Source organism: Streptomyces sp. NPDC020780 (assembly GCF_044334475.1).
Classification (GTDB): Bacteria; Actinomycetota; Actinomycetes; order Streptomycetales; family Streptomycetaceae; genus Streptomyces.
Genome location: NZ_JBIRTB010000011.1, coordinates 1 through 14,256, shown reverse-complemented (window position 1 = coordinate 14,256; position 14,256 = coordinate 1). Strand labels below are relative to the sequence as shown.

Here is a 14,256-nt window from a genome sequence, read left to right as displayed (position 1 = left end):
CGATCCTCATGAGCACCCACCCTGAAACGAACCCGACGCCCGGTGTCGCGCCCGCATCCGAGGCGACGGCGAGCCATCAGCGGGATGACATGGCATGGCTGCTGCGGCAGTTCGCCGACGACGTTCCGGGCGTCCTGCTCGCCGTTCTGCTCTCACGGGACGGGCTGCGGCTCCTGGACAGCGAAGTCGACAAGGACTGGGCGGACGAACTGTCCGCCGCGCTCGCCGGTATGGCCTCCCTCGCGTCGAACGCCACCGGTCCCACCCACCAAAAGCGGCCGGCCAGGCAGGTCATCATCGAGCGCGACGACTGCCTGTTCTTCGTCCAGAGCGCCGGCCGCAGCGCGGTCTTCGAAGACCACCCCGGCAACGAACGCGGGGAGGTGGACACGGTCCTCGCCGTCATCGCTGCCCCGGACGCCGACGCAGGCCCCGTCGGGTTCGAGATGGGGCGCCTGGTGAAGAGGTTCGCCCCCTACATGCAGATCCCCGTCCGCGTCGGCACAGGTGATGTGTCCCGGTGAGCAACTACGGCGATGCGGCCGAGGACTCGACGTTCGTGCGGACCTACACGCTGACGCGGGGGCGCACCAGGCCGCGGCATCTGCTGGGCCTGGACACCGTGCTGGACGCCGGCCCCGGACGGCCCGGCCTGGGCCAAGCCGAGGAATGCGAAGAGATCCTCGCCCTGTGCCGGGAGCACCGACGTTCGGTGACCGAGCTGGCGGGGCGCCTCGGCCGCCCCGTCACCGCCGTCAAGATCCTCATCTCGGATCTCCTGGACTCCCAAGCCCTTGTCATCTCCGTCACCGATGCCTACGGCTCCGACGCAGACGCGGATGAACGTCCCACCACCCACCTGTTGGCGGCCCTCTCCGTGGCCCTGAAAAGGAAGTTCCCCGATGCCATCGCCTACCGCCAGGCCGGATGACCCGCCTGTGCGCCTACGGACTTCGGCGCCCGCGCATGCCGGTGCACCGACCGTGCTGAAGATCGTGATTGCCGGGGGCTTCGGCGCCGGCAAGACCACCGCCGTGGGCGCGGTCAGCGAGATCACGCCACTGAGCACCGAGGAGTACCTGACCGAGGCCAGCACGGACGTGGACAGCCTGGACGGCATCGAGGCGAAGCAGACCACCACGGTCGCCTTCGACTTTGGGCGCCTCAGCCTCCCCGACGCGCCCGTACCACTGGAGCTGTTCCTGTTCGGCACGCCCGGCCAGGACCGGTTCGTCGACCTCTGGTACGAACTCTCCCGCGGGGCCGTCGGCGCGGTTGTCCTGGTCGACACCCGCCGCCTGGAGAGCAGCTTCACCCCCGTCAGCTTCTTCGAGGACATCGGCCTGCCCTTCGTCGTCGCCGTGAACCACTTCGACGGAGCCCACCGCTACCACCCCGAACAGGTCCGCGCCGCCCTCGACCTGCCCACCTCCGTACCGGTGGTCACCGACGTTTCGCCCCACCGGACGGAGGGCGCGAGGGCCACCTCGTGGGACGCCCGCAATCCGAGCCACGTCGCCGGCGTCCTGCTGACCCTCGTCGGCCACGCAGTGCAGAACACACCGGCGCGCCCCCCTCACCCCATATCCGCCACCACCCTCCAGGACGCCTGATGTCGTATCAGCCCAACGACCCCCGCCTCGGGCCCCAAGCCGCCCCGTCGGCGCTGTCTCTGCCGCAACGCGGCATGCACGACGGCTCCCACGGACTGTCCATCCCAGCCGGTGCTGCCATCACCCGCCCGCAGGTCCAGCAGGCGACCGAACTGGCGCAGCGCTACGAGCTGCTGGAGCGTCTGGGCGTGTCGACGACTGCCAGCTCGGACTTTGACGAGCTGGCCCGTGACATGGCTGAGAAAGCCGGGTTCCTGTACGGGTTCGTCAATCTGTTCCTGGAGGAGCAGACCTTCGTCGGACTGCATCAGCCGCCCGCGGACAGCGGGTACGTCATCGTCGGCCGCACCATGAGCCACGACCACGGCTGGTGCCGGGAGGTCGTGGCCCGCAAGAAGGCCCTCCCGCTGCACGACGTGCACGCCAGCCCCCGGTTCAGCGGCAACCACGTGGTCGACGCGGTCGGCATCCGCTCCTACTTCGGCGCCCCGCTCATCCACGAGAGCGGCACCGTGCTGGGCACGGTCTGCGTCATCGACCCCGAGAAGCGGCCCCTGAGCGAGGCCCGACGGCTCAGAGACATCGTCATCACCGCCGGCACGCAGGTGATGGACCGCATCGCCCCCGCGCCCGTCCGCTAGACCCGTTCCACCACCCCCACCCGGGAGCCGCAAGCGACACCCGGCCGCTCCACCGCGCGACTTCATCCAGGGAGAGGGAGACGACCATGCATGCCACACCAGCCAAACCGCCTCCGGCGCTGCGTCCTTATCTCACCGCCCGCCACGAACTGCTGTGGAACGAGGCAAACGCCTTCGCGGCCGAGCTCGTCGCGCCGCGCGCCGTACGGATGGAAGCCGCTCCGGGCATGGTGGAGCGCAAGGTCGCCGATCTGATGGCCGCGCGGGGCTGGTTCGCCGTCACCGTCCCGTCCGCCTTCGGCGGGCTGGGCGCCGGCCATGTGGCCAAGACGGTCCTGATCCACCGCATCGCCTGCGTCTCTGCGGCTGCCGCAGCCATCCTGCAGGCCACCCTGATCCCCGTCGGCGCCCTGCTGCACTTCGCCACCTATGAGCAGAAAGGCCGCTGGCTGCCGGGGGTGGCGGACGGTTCGCTGCTCCTGTCGATCGCGGTGACCGAACCGACCGCCGGCGGGCACATCGGCGGCATCGAGACGACCGCCGAGAAGGCCGGCAACCACTGGCTGATCACCGGCAGTAAGATCCATATCGGCAACAGCCATCTCGCGGGAGCCCACCTCGTGCTCGCCCGGACCGCCGAGGCGGGCGTGCGCACCTCACAGGCGCTGACCGCGTTCATGGTCGAATCCGACCGCCACGGGCTCTCCGTCCCTGCCCACCGCCCCGGCCTCGGCCTGCACGGCTTCTCCGCCGGCCGCCTCGACCTCGACCACGTCCGCGTCCCCGTCGACAACATGATCGGAGAGCTCGGCCAAGGACTGAGCGTGGCCCAGAGCAGCAGCATCCTGTACGGCCGCCCCAATTTGGCCGCCGTCAGCCTGGGCATCCACGAGGCGGTCGCGGCTACCACGACCTCCTACCTCAAGGGCCGGCCCCGCTACCGGGGCGCCCTGTCCGATCTGCCGGTCTTGCGGGACCGAGTCGGCGACATGGAGGCCCGCCTGCGCGCTGCACGCATCCTGGCCTACCAGGCCGTGCACCTCCTCGATCAGGGCCTGTCCTGCGACGCCGACCTGATCAACGCGAAGTACCTGGGCCACCAGTGGGCCATGACGTCTGCCCAGGACGCCATGGAACTGCACGGTGCCCACGCCCTCGACCGCGAGTACCTCCTCCAGCGCCTGTGGCGCGACATCCAGCACACCCACCCGCCGGCCGGAACAGGCGAGGTCCAGCGAATACGCCTTTCCGACGCCGCCTTCGACGAAGACCACATCCAGTGGTCCGAACGCCTCGCTGCCGACGCCGCCTGGGCGCAACCCGATCCCACCGCCGCATGAGCCCCCGCGCGCGGCACCCCCGTGAATCCGGACCGCCGCGCGCGGGCCCGTGCCGCCGGCCCCGTCCCCTGCGGGGGTCGGCGGCACCCCTTCCGGAAACCGTCCACCCAGCCGAGAAAGAGACACCCGTGACCCTGTCCACGACGACCAGCGCACCGATCACACCGCTGAAGCCGACCCACCAGCGCGTCGCCCAGCATCTCGTGGACGGTCTCACCACCCAAGAGATCACCACGAGGACGGGACTGTCGCCCCACACGGTCCGCCAGTACGTCCGCGACATCCGGATGAGCGTCCACTGCCCGCCTCGCTGCAAGCCGCACGTGCTCGTGCATCGCCTGTTGGCGACCGAGCAGGTAGCCCAGCCCAAGACGGACCGGTCAACGCCTGAGCTCAACGCGGAGAAGCAGCTGCTGCTGAAGGCGGTCGCTGAACTCAGCTCCCCCCGCGACATCGCCCTCGCCGCCAAGATCGCCCCCGCCGATCTCCGGTCCGCACTCAACGAACTGCTCGACGAGACGGGCGCCGCCGACGTCACCCAGCTCGTCGTCCTGGCCCACGCCTGGCACCTACTGGGCACCAAGCCGACCGGCACGGTGGAGAGCGGAGCAGCGAAGTGAACACGTCTCCCTTCACACCGCCCACCGAGCCGTCTCCCCCATCACCGCACCAGCACGCATCAGAGTTATCAGCCGTGTACGAGATGCGGACTCTGTGCACGGACGCCGAGCGGGACGAGGCCGCCGCGCTCGTCCAGGACCGTCAGAGCTGGCTCACCATGCGCGGCCTGCCGGTACCCGCCCGAGCCGATGTCCCAGCCCTGTTCCGCGATCCTCAGTCGAAGCCGGCCGGACTGTTCGAGGACGGTGTGCTGCTGGCCTGCATGATCCCGCGGCGAGCACCCGACCTCGCATGGGGTCAGGGCCCGTGTCTCTTCCTGAGCTGCATCCACACCCTGCCTGACAACTCCGACGACACCATCCACCTGATCACCCTGTGGGCCTCCGACTTAGCCGCACGACTCGACCTGCCCCTCGTGCGCGCCGAGGCACTGGCCCGCCAGCCCCTCGACGTTGATCCGATCGCCCCCTTTCTTCGCCGACTCACCGACATGGGCTGGGACGTACGAGGATCGGGGACCGGACAGCACGAGGAGCGGGTCGCTCGCCTCGAACTTCTTGCCGAGCAGCGTTCTGGACTGAGCGCGCTCATCGCCTGCAGGGTCCACGAACCGCAGTCCTCCGCAGACAGCCGGAGCATCGCGTGACGGCCGCCGAACCGCTGCGACCGGACCTCGCACGCGAACTCAGCGACCGAGCTATGAAGGCGGCAGCGCGCAGAGCCAAGCGCTTGCGCAACCAGCTCGACGCTGTCCAACTCGGCCAAGACCGTCACGCCGACCACGCCGACACCAAGGTGCTGCGCCGCGTTCTGGCCGAACACGACTGGCCCGGCCACCGCCTCGTCGGCCCCGACGCGGCACGTGCCGCCTGGAGCCTGGCTCTTCACGCCGACGACGACGCTGATTTCCAACGGGCGGCCACCATCCTGCTGGAGCGCGCAGTCCAGGACGGCGACGCGCGCGTCCAGCACTGGGCCCACCTCTACGACCGCACCCTGGTCAACAGCGGTCGCCCCCAGGAGTTCGGGACTCAGCAGGTTGTTGCGACGACAGGTGTTGAGCTGTGCCCGGTGCGCGCGCTCGATTCCTTGGACCAGCGAAGGGCCACCGTCGGACTGTCACCGATCGCCATGGCCCTGGAAACGGTGCGTCGCCGGTTTGCGCAGGATCACCAGGCCGGCGACTCCTCGACCGTCGTGCTCGCGGCGGTCGCATGACCCAGCGAGCCCCGCCCGCTCCGCCGATCCGACGCACCCACCGATCCCTCGTACCTGAAAGGACTGTTGAGGTATGAAGCTCTCCACCGCCGTCCTCGCCACTGGCGCTGCCGCCTCCCTCACCACCGCCACGGTCGGAGCCGCTCGGCTCCAGCAGGACTCACGGCACCAGACCGAGCGGAACGAAGCGGTCGTCGCCCGCAACCAGCTCGACTGGCTGGCACAGATGTCCACAAACCCCGACCTCGCCAAGCTCTGGGCGCCCGAGGGCATGGACGTCCAGGAGTACATGCACCTACTCAAGGCCAACCAGCTGATCTGCATCCTCAGCCTCCGCGACCGCCTCGGCTTTGTCCGCGACGGGCACCTGCCGTTCTTCGCCTCGATGATCATGAGCAGTGACGTCTGCAGGCGGTACTGGGCCCGTTTCGGAGACCTCCGCGCCCAGGAGGCTGACGGCGACGAGCGCGCCAAGCGGTTCACGGCCGCCCTGAACAGGGCCGCGCAAGCCCATAAGCAGGAACACCCCGCAGCCGTCTCGTGAAGGGACTGCTTCGTCCTGCCCGAGGCAGCCTCGCCCTCAACTCGCGAAGGAAACTAATGGACTTCAGTGCCGTCCCGCTCCCGTCCGGCGATTTCACCATCGGAAAGATGTTCAGCTTCGAGGCTGGTCACCGGCTTCCCGGGCTGCCGGGCGAGCACAAGTGCTCGCGCCAGCACGGGCACAGCTACGAGGTCGAGGTCATCCTCACCGCGTCCTCGCTGGAGGAGCCCGGCTTCGTCACGGACTTCGGGGCTCTCGCCCCGTTCAAAGAGTTCCTGAACACCGAACTCGACCATCACAACCTGCACGAGATACTTCCCTTCGAGCCGACCTCGGAGCGACTGGCCCAGTTCCTGGCTGGGTGGTTCGTCCAGAATCTTCAGCCCGCCATCCCCGGCCGCCTGGTCGCCGTTCTGGTCCGCGAGACCCAGAGCAGCTGGGCCCGCTTCGATGTGGAGCGACAGTGACCGCATCCGAGACGATCACCGACGAACCGGCGGCTGCAGAAGGCGAATCCCGCCTGATCGTCGCGGAATGCTTCGGCGTCGAGGTGCCGACCTTCCAGGGCGAGGGGCCGAGCTGCGGACACCCGGCGCTGTTCATCCGCCTGTCCCGGTGCAACCTCACCTGCTCGAAATGCGACACGAAGTACACCTGGGACTGGTCTAGGTTCGATCCGCGCAAAGAGTCGACGAAGCGCTCCGTGGCGGACCTGGTGGCCTGGGCGGAGTCCTCGCCGGTCGAGCTGGTCGTGATCACCGGCGGCGAGCCGTTGATCCAACAGGCGCGGCTGGTGCCTCTCGTGCGGGGGCTGACAGCAGTCGGCAAGCGGGTCGAGTTCGAGACGAACGGCACCATCGCGCCCGCTCCCGAGCTGATGGCCGACGGGATCCGGTTCAACGTCTCGCCCAAGCTCGCCAGCTTCGGCGTGGAGGAGACCAAGAGCATCGTGCCCGCCGCGCTGGAGGCGTTCGTGGCCTCCGGGCGGTCGGCATTCAAGTTCGTCGCTTCCACGGTGGCCGACCTCGACCGGATCGCTGAACTGGCCGACGCCCACCGGCTCGCACCGGTGTGGGTAATGCCGGAGGGCACCACCCCCGAGGCGATCACCGCGACCACTCGGGTCCTCGCGGACGCGGTCGCGGCCCGGCACTGGCACTTCACCACCCGGCTACACGTGTTGGCCTTCGCGGACGCCCGAGGCCGCTGACCGCACGCGCCACCATGCCCATCCGTTCCCCAGTCCCCGGAAACGAGAGACGCCCATGACGACCTCTATCGCCAGCCCGGCTGTGGTGCCGCCCGCCGCCGCCCCCGGGCCCACTGCGGCCATCGACACCGGCCGGGTCGCCGGCCTGATCCACCAGCTCCTGGTCGAGCTGGGCGAGGACCCCGCCCGCGAGGGGCTGACCGGCACTCCGGACCGCGTAGCGGCCTGGTGGAACGCCTTCCTGTCCCCGGACGGCGCCGCAACCGCCACCTGCTTCACCGAGTCCCAGTTGGGCGGTCAGTTGGTCATCGTGGGCGGCATGAGCGTGTGGTCGCTCTGCGAGCACCACATGCTGCCCATGAACTTGCAGGTCACGGCCGGATACGTGCCGGACGGTGAGGTGGTGGGCCTGTCGAAGTTCGGGCGGATCGCCCAGCACTTCGCCGGCCGACTGCAGGTCCAGGAACGCTTCACCCGCCAGGTCGCCGAATACCTGGGCGACGTGATCGGACACGAGGACGTCGCCGTCGCCGTGCGCGGCGTGCACCTGTGCATGAGCATGCGGGGCGTCCGGATGGAGGAGGCCCGCACCACCACTGTGCACTCGGGCGGGCGCTTCGGTACCGACCTCGTCCTTTCCCAACAGTTCCTCACCCTCACCACCGGCCTGTGGGGGGCGCGGTGATCGCCAGCACCGGCATCGACTTTTCCGTCATCGCTCCGCCTGCCTACCTGAAGCACTTCGTCGCCCAGGAGCCCGCCCGCGTCCACCACGTCGCCGCCCAGCGCGTGCTGTCCGACGAGATCTACCGGGGCTTCTTCACTCGCGAGGCCGAGCGTGGCGCCGAGATCATCGTCGACAACGGACTCTTCGACCTCGGCTACGCCCTGCCGGCGGAAAGCCTTGTCGAAGCCGCGCTGGCGGTGTCCGCGAGGGAGATCATCCTGCCGGACGTCATGCGGGACGGGGCCGCGACCTTGAAGGCGAGCGAGAAGGCCGCGCGCGAGATCCGGGAGCTGTCCGGCGATGCATTCCGGCTGTGCGCGGTATTGCACGCCGGGGACGATGACGAGTGGCTGCGCACCTACGACGCCTTCGTGGCCAGCGACTGGGCCGGGGCCATCGCCCTGCCGGCCTCGCGTCGTCCGGATCCCGACGAGCAGCTGTGCCGCACCCGCTGGTTGGCGACCGCCTACCTGCAGGACCACGGCCTTGTCGACGATCTGCTCGTCTACCGGCTGCTCGGTCTGGGCCGGACCGGCCACTTGGAGCTGATCGAGCAGCGCGAGCACGAGTGGATCTCCTCCGTGGACGGCGCGGCCCCGGTCATCCTCGGCGCGATGGGCGTCGCCCTGCTGCCCGAAGGGCCGTACGAGAAGCCCTCCACGCCCCGGATCGAGAAGCTCGGCCCGATCCCCGAGGACCGGTTCGGCCTCATTCGGAAGAACATCTCCGTCGTCCGCGCGGCGGCCGGCAGCACCGTGACGATCGCCGAGGAGCACCGATGAGCCCCTTACTGGCCGACCCCGCCCCCGGGCTCCTGCGCGCCGCCCCGATCGAGCCGGCCGGGCACACCATGACCCACGCGAGGCTGCTGCGCTATCTGGAGATCAAGGTCCACCACCTCATCCAGGACCAGAACTGGGACAGCATCCGCGTCATCGGCGGCTACGACCGCACGGCGGTGGTCTCCCGGTACGAGAAGACCGGGAAGCTGTTCAACATCGAGCGGCCCACCGCGGAGGTCCACGGCCGTGACCTCGTCGTCAAGGCGTTCCCTGGAGCCGACTACATCCAGCACTACGCCCTGATCATCGCCACGTACCTGGCCATGACCGGCCGCTCGGCCGACACCGTCACCTATCAGCCGCCCGCGCAGGAGGAGTGCCGAGCGGCGCTCAACGCGCTTGACCTGGAACTGGACGGCGACCTGGTGGTCGTCGGCTGGGGCCTTCAGTACCTCGCTCCCGAGAACGGAGTCTGGACTCGGGGGCCCGGCTACGCGTGGCAGCGCACCGAGGTCGCCGGCCGTCGTGTGGTCTACCTAGGGTTCCTCCACAGCATCTGGGGAGACGTGGCCGGACGGGTCGTCGCCCGGCTTGCCGAACTCGGCGCAGGCGATGTTGTCTACGTCGGCAAGGTCGGCTCGCTGACCCCGGGCATCGAACCGAACGTCTGGCTGGCGACCGGTAACACCAGCCTGGTACGCGGGGCGATGGTGAGCTGGGACGACTTCTTCGGCGACTACGCCGCCGCCCGCGAAGGGGTGCGCAGCGGCCTGCACGTCTCCTCCCCGTCGATCCTGCTGGAGAACCGCGACTGGCTTCTCCAGCACACCGCCTCGTATGCCTTCGTCGACCCGGAGATCGGCCCCATGGGGGCGGCGGCGCGCCAGGCGGGGGTCAGGTTCGGTTACCTCCACGTCATTTCCAACAACCTCGCCACCCACTTTCCCGCCGACCTGTCCAATGAGCGTCACAGCGACGTCCTGCGCCAGCGCGCCGTCCTGGTGGACCGCATTCGCACCATCATCACCGGCCGCCTGACCTCCGGCCCGACCCACACCCTGGGAGAATCCCGATGACAGCGAACGCGCCGACCACCCCCGCAGCCGGGAAGTTGATCACCTTCGTCGGCGGTGACGGGGCCGGCAAGTCCACCCTCGCTGCCCGCCTGCACCAGGCCCTCAACGACGCTGGCCACACGGCAGTCCTCATCGGCAAGCACAGCACCGACGTCCCCCAGGACCCGGAGCTGTCCGCCTACCTCGACCGCCTCAACGAGCTGGTCTACCGGCGCGACGCCCGCGTTGCCCAGGCATGCGGGGACCACTACTGGCTGCTGGCCCTGGCCTCCTGGTACACCCTGCAAGACCGGCTCGTCATCCAGCCGGCCCTCGCCGCGGGCACTCACGTGGTCCTCGACAACGCGCACCACAAGATCCTCGCCCGGTACGCGGTCAACCCCGAGGTCTCCCCCGGCCTGTGCGAGCACGTCTTCGCGCATCTGACGCAGCCGGACCTGGTGTTCTTCCTGAACATCGGTGCCCGCGAGGCACTCGTCCGCAAGGGCTCGTTCACTTCCCTGGAGGCCGGCCACGCCGGCGGCGGTGACGAGGACTTCATCCGCTACCAGGACACCGTCTTGGACCAGATGCGCGAACAGGCGCAGCGAGGTACCTGGCTGACGCTGGACGTCGCCCAGTTGGACCGCGACCAGGTCTTCAAGGCCGCTGCCGCCGCCCTGGCCGACCGTCTGCACCTGACCGTCTGACCGGCCCTCCCGCCCCGATCGACAAGGAACGCACCATGGACCAGGCCCTGCCCACCAGCGGGACATACGTCTGCCACGGCATCACCTGGGCGAGCGGAGACCCCCGCCTTTTGCTCGCCCCCGTGACCCGCGGGCAACTTGTCTACGCCCCGGTCATGGGCAGGCGCCTGGGTTACCAGGTGAGCGGTAGCGGCCGGTGGTGCACCGCCCGGTACCGGTTCGCCGACCGCGTCCGCGTCGAGGCGGTCGCCTGCCCTGACCGGGCCCCGGCCGAGGTCGGCGGCCAGTGCGCGGCCTGCGCCGGGCGGGACAACTTCCGCTTCGCCCACCGCTTCCATTCCGGCGGGCACGTTCCCGACGCCCTGGCGGCGTACATGGCCCAGCCGCACTGGCTGTACCTGGCGACGTTCGCCGACGGCACCACCAAAATCGGCACCGCGGCCGAACCCCGTAAGCGCTCCCGCCTCGACGAACAGGGTGCCCTGATCGCTACCTACCTCGTCCGGAGTGCTGACGGCGGCGACGTGCGATTCCTGGAGGATGCCCTCACCCGCCGCCTCGGCCTGACGCAGACCGTGCGGGCCGCGGCCAAACTGACGGCCCTGGCCGAGCTGCGCGACCTCGCCCCGGCCCACGCCGCGCACCAGCAGCACCTCGACCGCGCCACCGAGGCCCTGAGCGGCCTGAACGTCCCGGCCACACCGGAGCCGTGGACGCCGCCAGGCGAAGGCGACCTGCTGCGGACGCCGGAGACCGGGCGCGCCTTGTACCCGCACGACCCACGCTCCGGTGAGCACGGGCTGACGGTGCTCTCCTGCCTCGGCTCCCAGGTCCTCGCGACCCTCGACGGCGACGGTGAACAACTGCCCTGCCTGCTCGGCCTTGGCACCCTCAAGGGCCGACGCATCGTCCTCGGCGCACAGTTCTCCTCACCGCCCGCCGCCGTACAGTCCGCGCTCTTTTGACCCTGTCTGAACGCCCGGCCTGCACTGCCGGGCCGCCCTGAGAAGCGAGGCCACAGCAACATGGCACCCCAGGACGCCATCCTCGGCTGGGACGAGGACTCCAACGCCGAGGCGTACAACGCCTTCACCCGCGCCCACCCCATGTACGACGCGACCAGCCGCGACCTCGCCCGCCGAGGACATCTGGCCAACGCCAGCCTGGTGGTCGACCTGTGCGGCGGCGCCGGCGCGACCGCCCGCGCGATCCTCGACCTGATCCCCTCCCGCGCCCGGGTCGTCTCCGTCGACAACGCCGCCGCGATGCAGCGTGTCGGCCGCCGCGCCCTGACCGACGCCCGCCTGACCTGGATCACCGCCCCGGCCGAACGGCTCGCCAGCCACCTCCACGCTGGCAGCGCCGATGCCGTGGTGTGCAACTCCGCAATCTGGAAGACCGATACCGCCGCAGTGTTCGCGGCCGTCGCGCACATCCTGCGCCCGGGCGGGCACTTCGTCTTTAACATCGGCGGCGGCTTCGCCGGCGTCCGGCACTCCGACGAACTGTCCGCCCGCACCGGACCTTCCCTCAACGCCCTCATGCGCCAAGTTGCCGCTGAGGCCCACGGATACACCCCACCGCCTCGCGACGCCGACAGGCCGCCGAAGCTGCCGCTGGAGACAGTCACCGCGCAGCTGACCGCGGCGGGACTGACGGTCGTCGGCACAGAGGTCACCGCCCAGCACAGCACCATGGCCGAGAAGAAGGCGTGGCTGTCCATCCCCGTCTTCGCGCGGCCCGAGGGCGACTTCACCCACGCCCAGCGGATGCAGATCCTCGACACCGCCTACGCCATGACCACCCCCGATGCCGTGGCCGTGACGAGCTGGCTCGTCGTCGCCGCCCAACGGCCGGAGGCCGCCGCATGACCCCGGCAGTCCCGGCTCCCGGCGGCAGGATCCGCCTGTGTGACCACGCAAGCGTCGGGGTACTGATCTCCTCCCCGAGCGGCCTGCTGGTGTTCGAGCGGGTGACCCCTCCGGCCGGAATCGCCCCGGTCGCCGGCCACGTCGACCAGCATGGCGGTCCCGAGCAGGCCGCCCGCGACGAGGTCACCGAAGAGGTCGGTCTCACCGTCACCCACCTGCACTTGCTGCTGGAGCAGTGGCGGCCCAACCGCTGCCGCCGCACGCCCAGCGGTCCGGTCGGCCACCACTGGTGGATCTTCCAGGCCGAGGTCTCCGGGTCGCTGTGCCCCTCGCCCCGGGAGGTCCGCGCCCCTCGGTGGATCCACCCCGACCAGCTGCAGCAGCACGCGATGCGGACCGCTGCGTACGCCAATGGGTGCCTGGACCGTGAGGACTTCGTGCGCGAATCCGGCCTGGAGCCGGTGTGGTGCCGTTTCTTGCACGACCTTGAGCTCGTCACCCTGCCCTCGGCCGACCTCGATCGGATCGAGGCCGTCCTATGAACGGCGACCAAGGGCCTACCTCAGCGGGAGCCGACCGCCCGGCCGGCCGCAAGGCGGCGAGCGTGCGCACGGATCCGCTCACGGTCCTCGGGGAAGACGCTGTCCCAGTCGGCGTCCAGACGGAACCATGCCGCCGGCTGGTTCTGCTCCCCGGCGAGCGGTGCGTCGCGTCCGACGACCGCGGCATAGGACAGGCCCAGCGTCGGAGACCAGTCGGCCCGGTAGGAACGCACCGCCACGGCCGCGGGCTCGGGCAGCAGCTCGCAGCGCAGGCCGGTTTCCTCCAGCAGCTCTCGTGCCGCCGCCGCACGCGGCGCCTCGCCCGGCTCCACCTTGCCGCCGGGCGGCACCCATCCGCGTACCCGGTGCTTGACCAGCAGGACGTGCTCGAAAGCAGGGTCGGTGACCCACACCTCGGCCGCCAACGGCTCCATCGGATGCCGACGGGCTTCCTCCAGCCAGGCCCGTGCACCGTCGAACTCCCATGCGGCGAGGCGGGCATCCGCAACAGCCTCGTCCAAGATCACCTGACCGACTTCACCATGACTCACCCGTCCACCCTAGGCCGACGAACCGGCCGGACGTCGCAGCGACGAGCAGGCATCCATCCGCGGGTGTCCGGCCGACCCGGCGGCCCCTTCGGGCTGCAGGGCGATCACCCGTGGCGCCCGCTTCACACGAAGGAGTCCAGCGTGCACGACGAGCAGCCCTCGGACCGGGGGGCCTGGGTCGTGTCGGTTCGGGTATCGATGACCCCGACTTCGCCGACAAACTCAGCCGTCTGATCGGCGACCACGATGTCGAGACCACCTCGACCTCGCACTCCGAGTCCGGCAAGTCGACCTCGGTGTCGATGCGGCAGGAACGGATCCTGCCCGCCGACGCGATCCGCGCCCTGCCCAAGGGCACCGCGCTCTGCTTCGCCACCGGCATGCGCGCCGCCATGCTCGACCTGCGCCCCTGGTACCGGGAGCCCGGAGCGGAAGAACTGGCCGCAGCCTCCGCCCGCGCGTCAAAGGCGATCACCGACCGCGCCGTCGCGAAACACGCACCCACACAGGCCGGCTTCGGGAAAGCCGCGTGAGCCGCATCCGCCTGCACCCGGTGCCGGTCCGCTCCCATGAGACGGAGGACTGCGCGCGCCAGACAACTAAACGCCAGCCGCCTGCCTCGGGCCAGATAACACACCCCTCCCGGCCACCTCGCCCGCTTCCTGTGAGCCCCTGAGCAAACGTCACGCCCTAAGACCGTGTCCTATGTGGTGAGTCGAGCGAGTCGTTTGTAGCAGCAGAGGGCGGCGGCGATGCCGAGAAAGGCCAGGTAGTTGCGGGGATGACGTTCATATCGGTGGTTGAGTCGGCGGTAGCCGGTCAGCCAGGACA

At 69.9% G+C, this 14,256-nt stretch carries 19 protein-coding genes and 2 pseudogenes; 19 read left to right on the top strand and 2 right to left on the bottom strand.

Annotated elements, in window-relative coordinates; all coding sequences use genetic code 11:
* The first annotated feature begins 8 nt into the window (after positions 1–8).
* From ACH4VO_RS21865 to ACH4VO_RS21780, 18 genes are all read left to right on the top strand, one after another.
* Positions 9–524: a roadblock/LC7 domain-containing protein gene (locus tag ACH4VO_RS21865; RefSeq protein ID WP_360992507.1), complete on the top strand. Its 516-nt coding sequence runs from the start codon at positions 9–11 to the stop codon at positions 522–524.
* Positions 521–931, top strand: coding sequence for a DUF742 domain-containing protein (locus ACH4VO_RS21860; protein ID WP_360992509.1), 411 nt, complete (start codon positions 521–523; stop codon positions 929–931). Before ACH4VO_RS21865 ends, ACH4VO_RS21860 begins: the two co-directional genes overlap by 4 nt.
* Before the next feature lie 52 nt (positions 932–983).
* Positions 984–1,613 (top strand): ATP/GTP-binding protein, encoded by a 630-nt coding sequence (locus ACH4VO_RS21855; RefSeq protein ID WP_360992512.1) that lies wholly within the window; start codon positions 984–986, stop codon positions 1,611–1,613.
* Entirely contained in the window at positions 1,613–2,254 is a 642-nt protein-coding gene (locus ACH4VO_RS21850; protein ID WP_360992515.1) for a GAF domain-containing protein, read from the top strand. Before ACH4VO_RS21855 ends, ACH4VO_RS21850 begins: the two co-directional genes overlap by 1 nt.
* 86 nt (positions 2,255–2,340) lie before the next feature.
* A complete protein-coding gene (locus tag ACH4VO_RS21845; RefSeq protein WP_360992518.1) occupies positions 2,341–3,594 on the top strand; it encodes an acyl-CoA dehydrogenase family protein in 1,254 nt (417 codons plus the stop codon).
* Positions 3,595–3,722: 128 nt separating this feature from the next.
* Positions 3,723–4,214: a DNA-binding protein gene (locus tag ACH4VO_RS21840; protein WP_360992521.1), complete on the top strand. Its 492-nt coding sequence runs from the start codon at positions 3,723–3,725 to the stop codon at positions 4,212–4,214.
* Positions 4,215–4,288: 74 nt separating this feature from the next.
* Positions 4,289–4,861 (top strand): hypothetical protein, encoded by a 573-nt coding sequence (locus ACH4VO_RS21835; protein WP_053931055.1) that lies wholly within the window; start codon positions 4,289–4,291, stop codon positions 4,859–4,861.
* A complete protein-coding gene (locus ACH4VO_RS21830) occupies positions 4,858–5,433 on the top strand; it encodes a DUF6624 domain-containing protein (protein WP_053931054.1) in 576 nt (191 codons plus the stop codon). The genes ACH4VO_RS21835 and ACH4VO_RS21830 overlap by 4 nt, the downstream gene beginning before the upstream one ends.
* Before the next feature lie 73 nt (positions 5,434–5,506).
* Positions 5,507–5,977 (top strand): DUF6082 family protein, encoded by a 471-nt coding sequence (locus tag ACH4VO_RS21825; protein ID WP_360992524.1) that lies wholly within the window; start codon positions 5,507–5,509, stop codon positions 5,975–5,977.
* 56 nt (positions 5,978–6,033) lie between these two features.
* On the top strand, positions 6,034–6,444 hold the full coding sequence (locus ACH4VO_RS21820) for a 6-carboxytetrahydropterin synthase (RefSeq protein ID WP_360992527.1): 411 nt from the start codon (positions 6,034–6,036) through the stop codon (positions 6,442–6,444).
* A complete protein-coding gene (locus tag ACH4VO_RS21815) occupies positions 6,441–7,187 on the top strand; it encodes a 7-carboxy-7-deazaguanine synthase QueE (RefSeq protein WP_053931052.1) in 747 nt (248 codons plus the stop codon). The genes ACH4VO_RS21820 and ACH4VO_RS21815 overlap by 4 nt, the downstream gene beginning before the upstream one ends.
* A 55-nt stretch (positions 7,188–7,242) precedes the next feature.
* Complete coding sequence (folE, locus tag ACH4VO_RS21810; RefSeq protein WP_097242899.1) at positions 7,243–7,872, top strand: GTP cyclohydrolase I; 630 nt, start codon at positions 7,243–7,245, stop codon at positions 7,870–7,872.
* On the top strand, positions 7,869–8,696 hold the full coding sequence (locus ACH4VO_RS21805) for a hypothetical protein (protein ID WP_097242900.1): 828 nt from the start codon (positions 7,869–7,871) through the stop codon (positions 8,694–8,696). The genes folE and ACH4VO_RS21805 overlap by 4 nt, the downstream gene beginning before the upstream one ends.
* Positions 8,693–9,772: a hypothetical protein gene (locus tag ACH4VO_RS21800; RefSeq protein ID WP_360992531.1), complete on the top strand. Its 1,080-nt coding sequence runs from the start codon at positions 8,693–8,695 to the stop codon at positions 9,770–9,772. The genes ACH4VO_RS21805 and ACH4VO_RS21800 overlap by 4 nt, the downstream gene beginning before the upstream one ends.
* The gene (locus tag ACH4VO_RS21795) at positions 9,769–10,461 is read left to right on the top strand and encodes an AAA family ATPase (protein ID WP_053931048.1); all 693 of its coding nucleotides are present in this window, start codon (positions 9,769–9,771) and stop codon (positions 10,459–10,461) included. Before ACH4VO_RS21800 ends, ACH4VO_RS21795 begins: the two co-directional genes overlap by 4 nt.
* A 35-nt stretch (positions 10,462–10,496) precedes the next feature.
* A complete protein-coding gene (locus ACH4VO_RS21790) occupies positions 10,497–11,426 on the top strand; it encodes a DUF2797 domain-containing protein (RefSeq protein ID WP_360992534.1) in 930 nt (309 codons plus the stop codon).
* A gap of 60 nt (positions 11,427–11,486) precedes the next feature.
* Positions 11,487–12,332 (top strand): class I SAM-dependent methyltransferase, encoded by an 846-nt coding sequence (locus ACH4VO_RS21785; RefSeq protein ID WP_360992536.1) that lies wholly within the window; start codon positions 11,487–11,489, stop codon positions 12,330–12,332.
* A complete protein-coding gene (locus tag ACH4VO_RS21780) occupies positions 12,329–12,874 on the top strand; it encodes an NUDIX hydrolase (protein ID WP_360992539.1) in 546 nt (181 codons plus the stop codon). Before ACH4VO_RS21785 ends, ACH4VO_RS21780 begins: the two co-directional genes overlap by 4 nt.
* 20 nt (positions 12,875–12,894) lie before the next feature.
* Here the strand turns inward: ACH4VO_RS21780 and ACH4VO_RS21775 are convergent, their stop codons facing one another.
* The gene (locus tag ACH4VO_RS21775) at positions 12,895–13,425 is read right to left on the bottom strand and encodes an NUDIX domain-containing protein (RefSeq protein ID WP_360992542.1); all 531 of its coding nucleotides are present in this window, start codon (positions 13,423–13,425) and stop codon (positions 12,895–12,897) included.
* A 182-nt stretch (positions 13,426–13,607) separates the two neighbouring features.
* Here ACH4VO_RS21775 and ACH4VO_RS21770 point away from each other — a divergent pair.
* Positions 13,608–13,958, top strand: a pseudogene (locus tag ACH4VO_RS21770) (TraM recognition domain-containing protein); the annotation flags it as partial.
* A 170-nt stretch (positions 13,959–14,128) separates the two neighbouring features.
* On the opposite strand, the pseudogene ACH4VO_RS21765 reads toward ACH4VO_RS21770, so the two are convergent.
* Positions 14,129–14,256 (bottom strand): annotated as a pseudogene (locus ACH4VO_RS21765) (IS5/IS1182 family transposase); the annotation flags it as partial.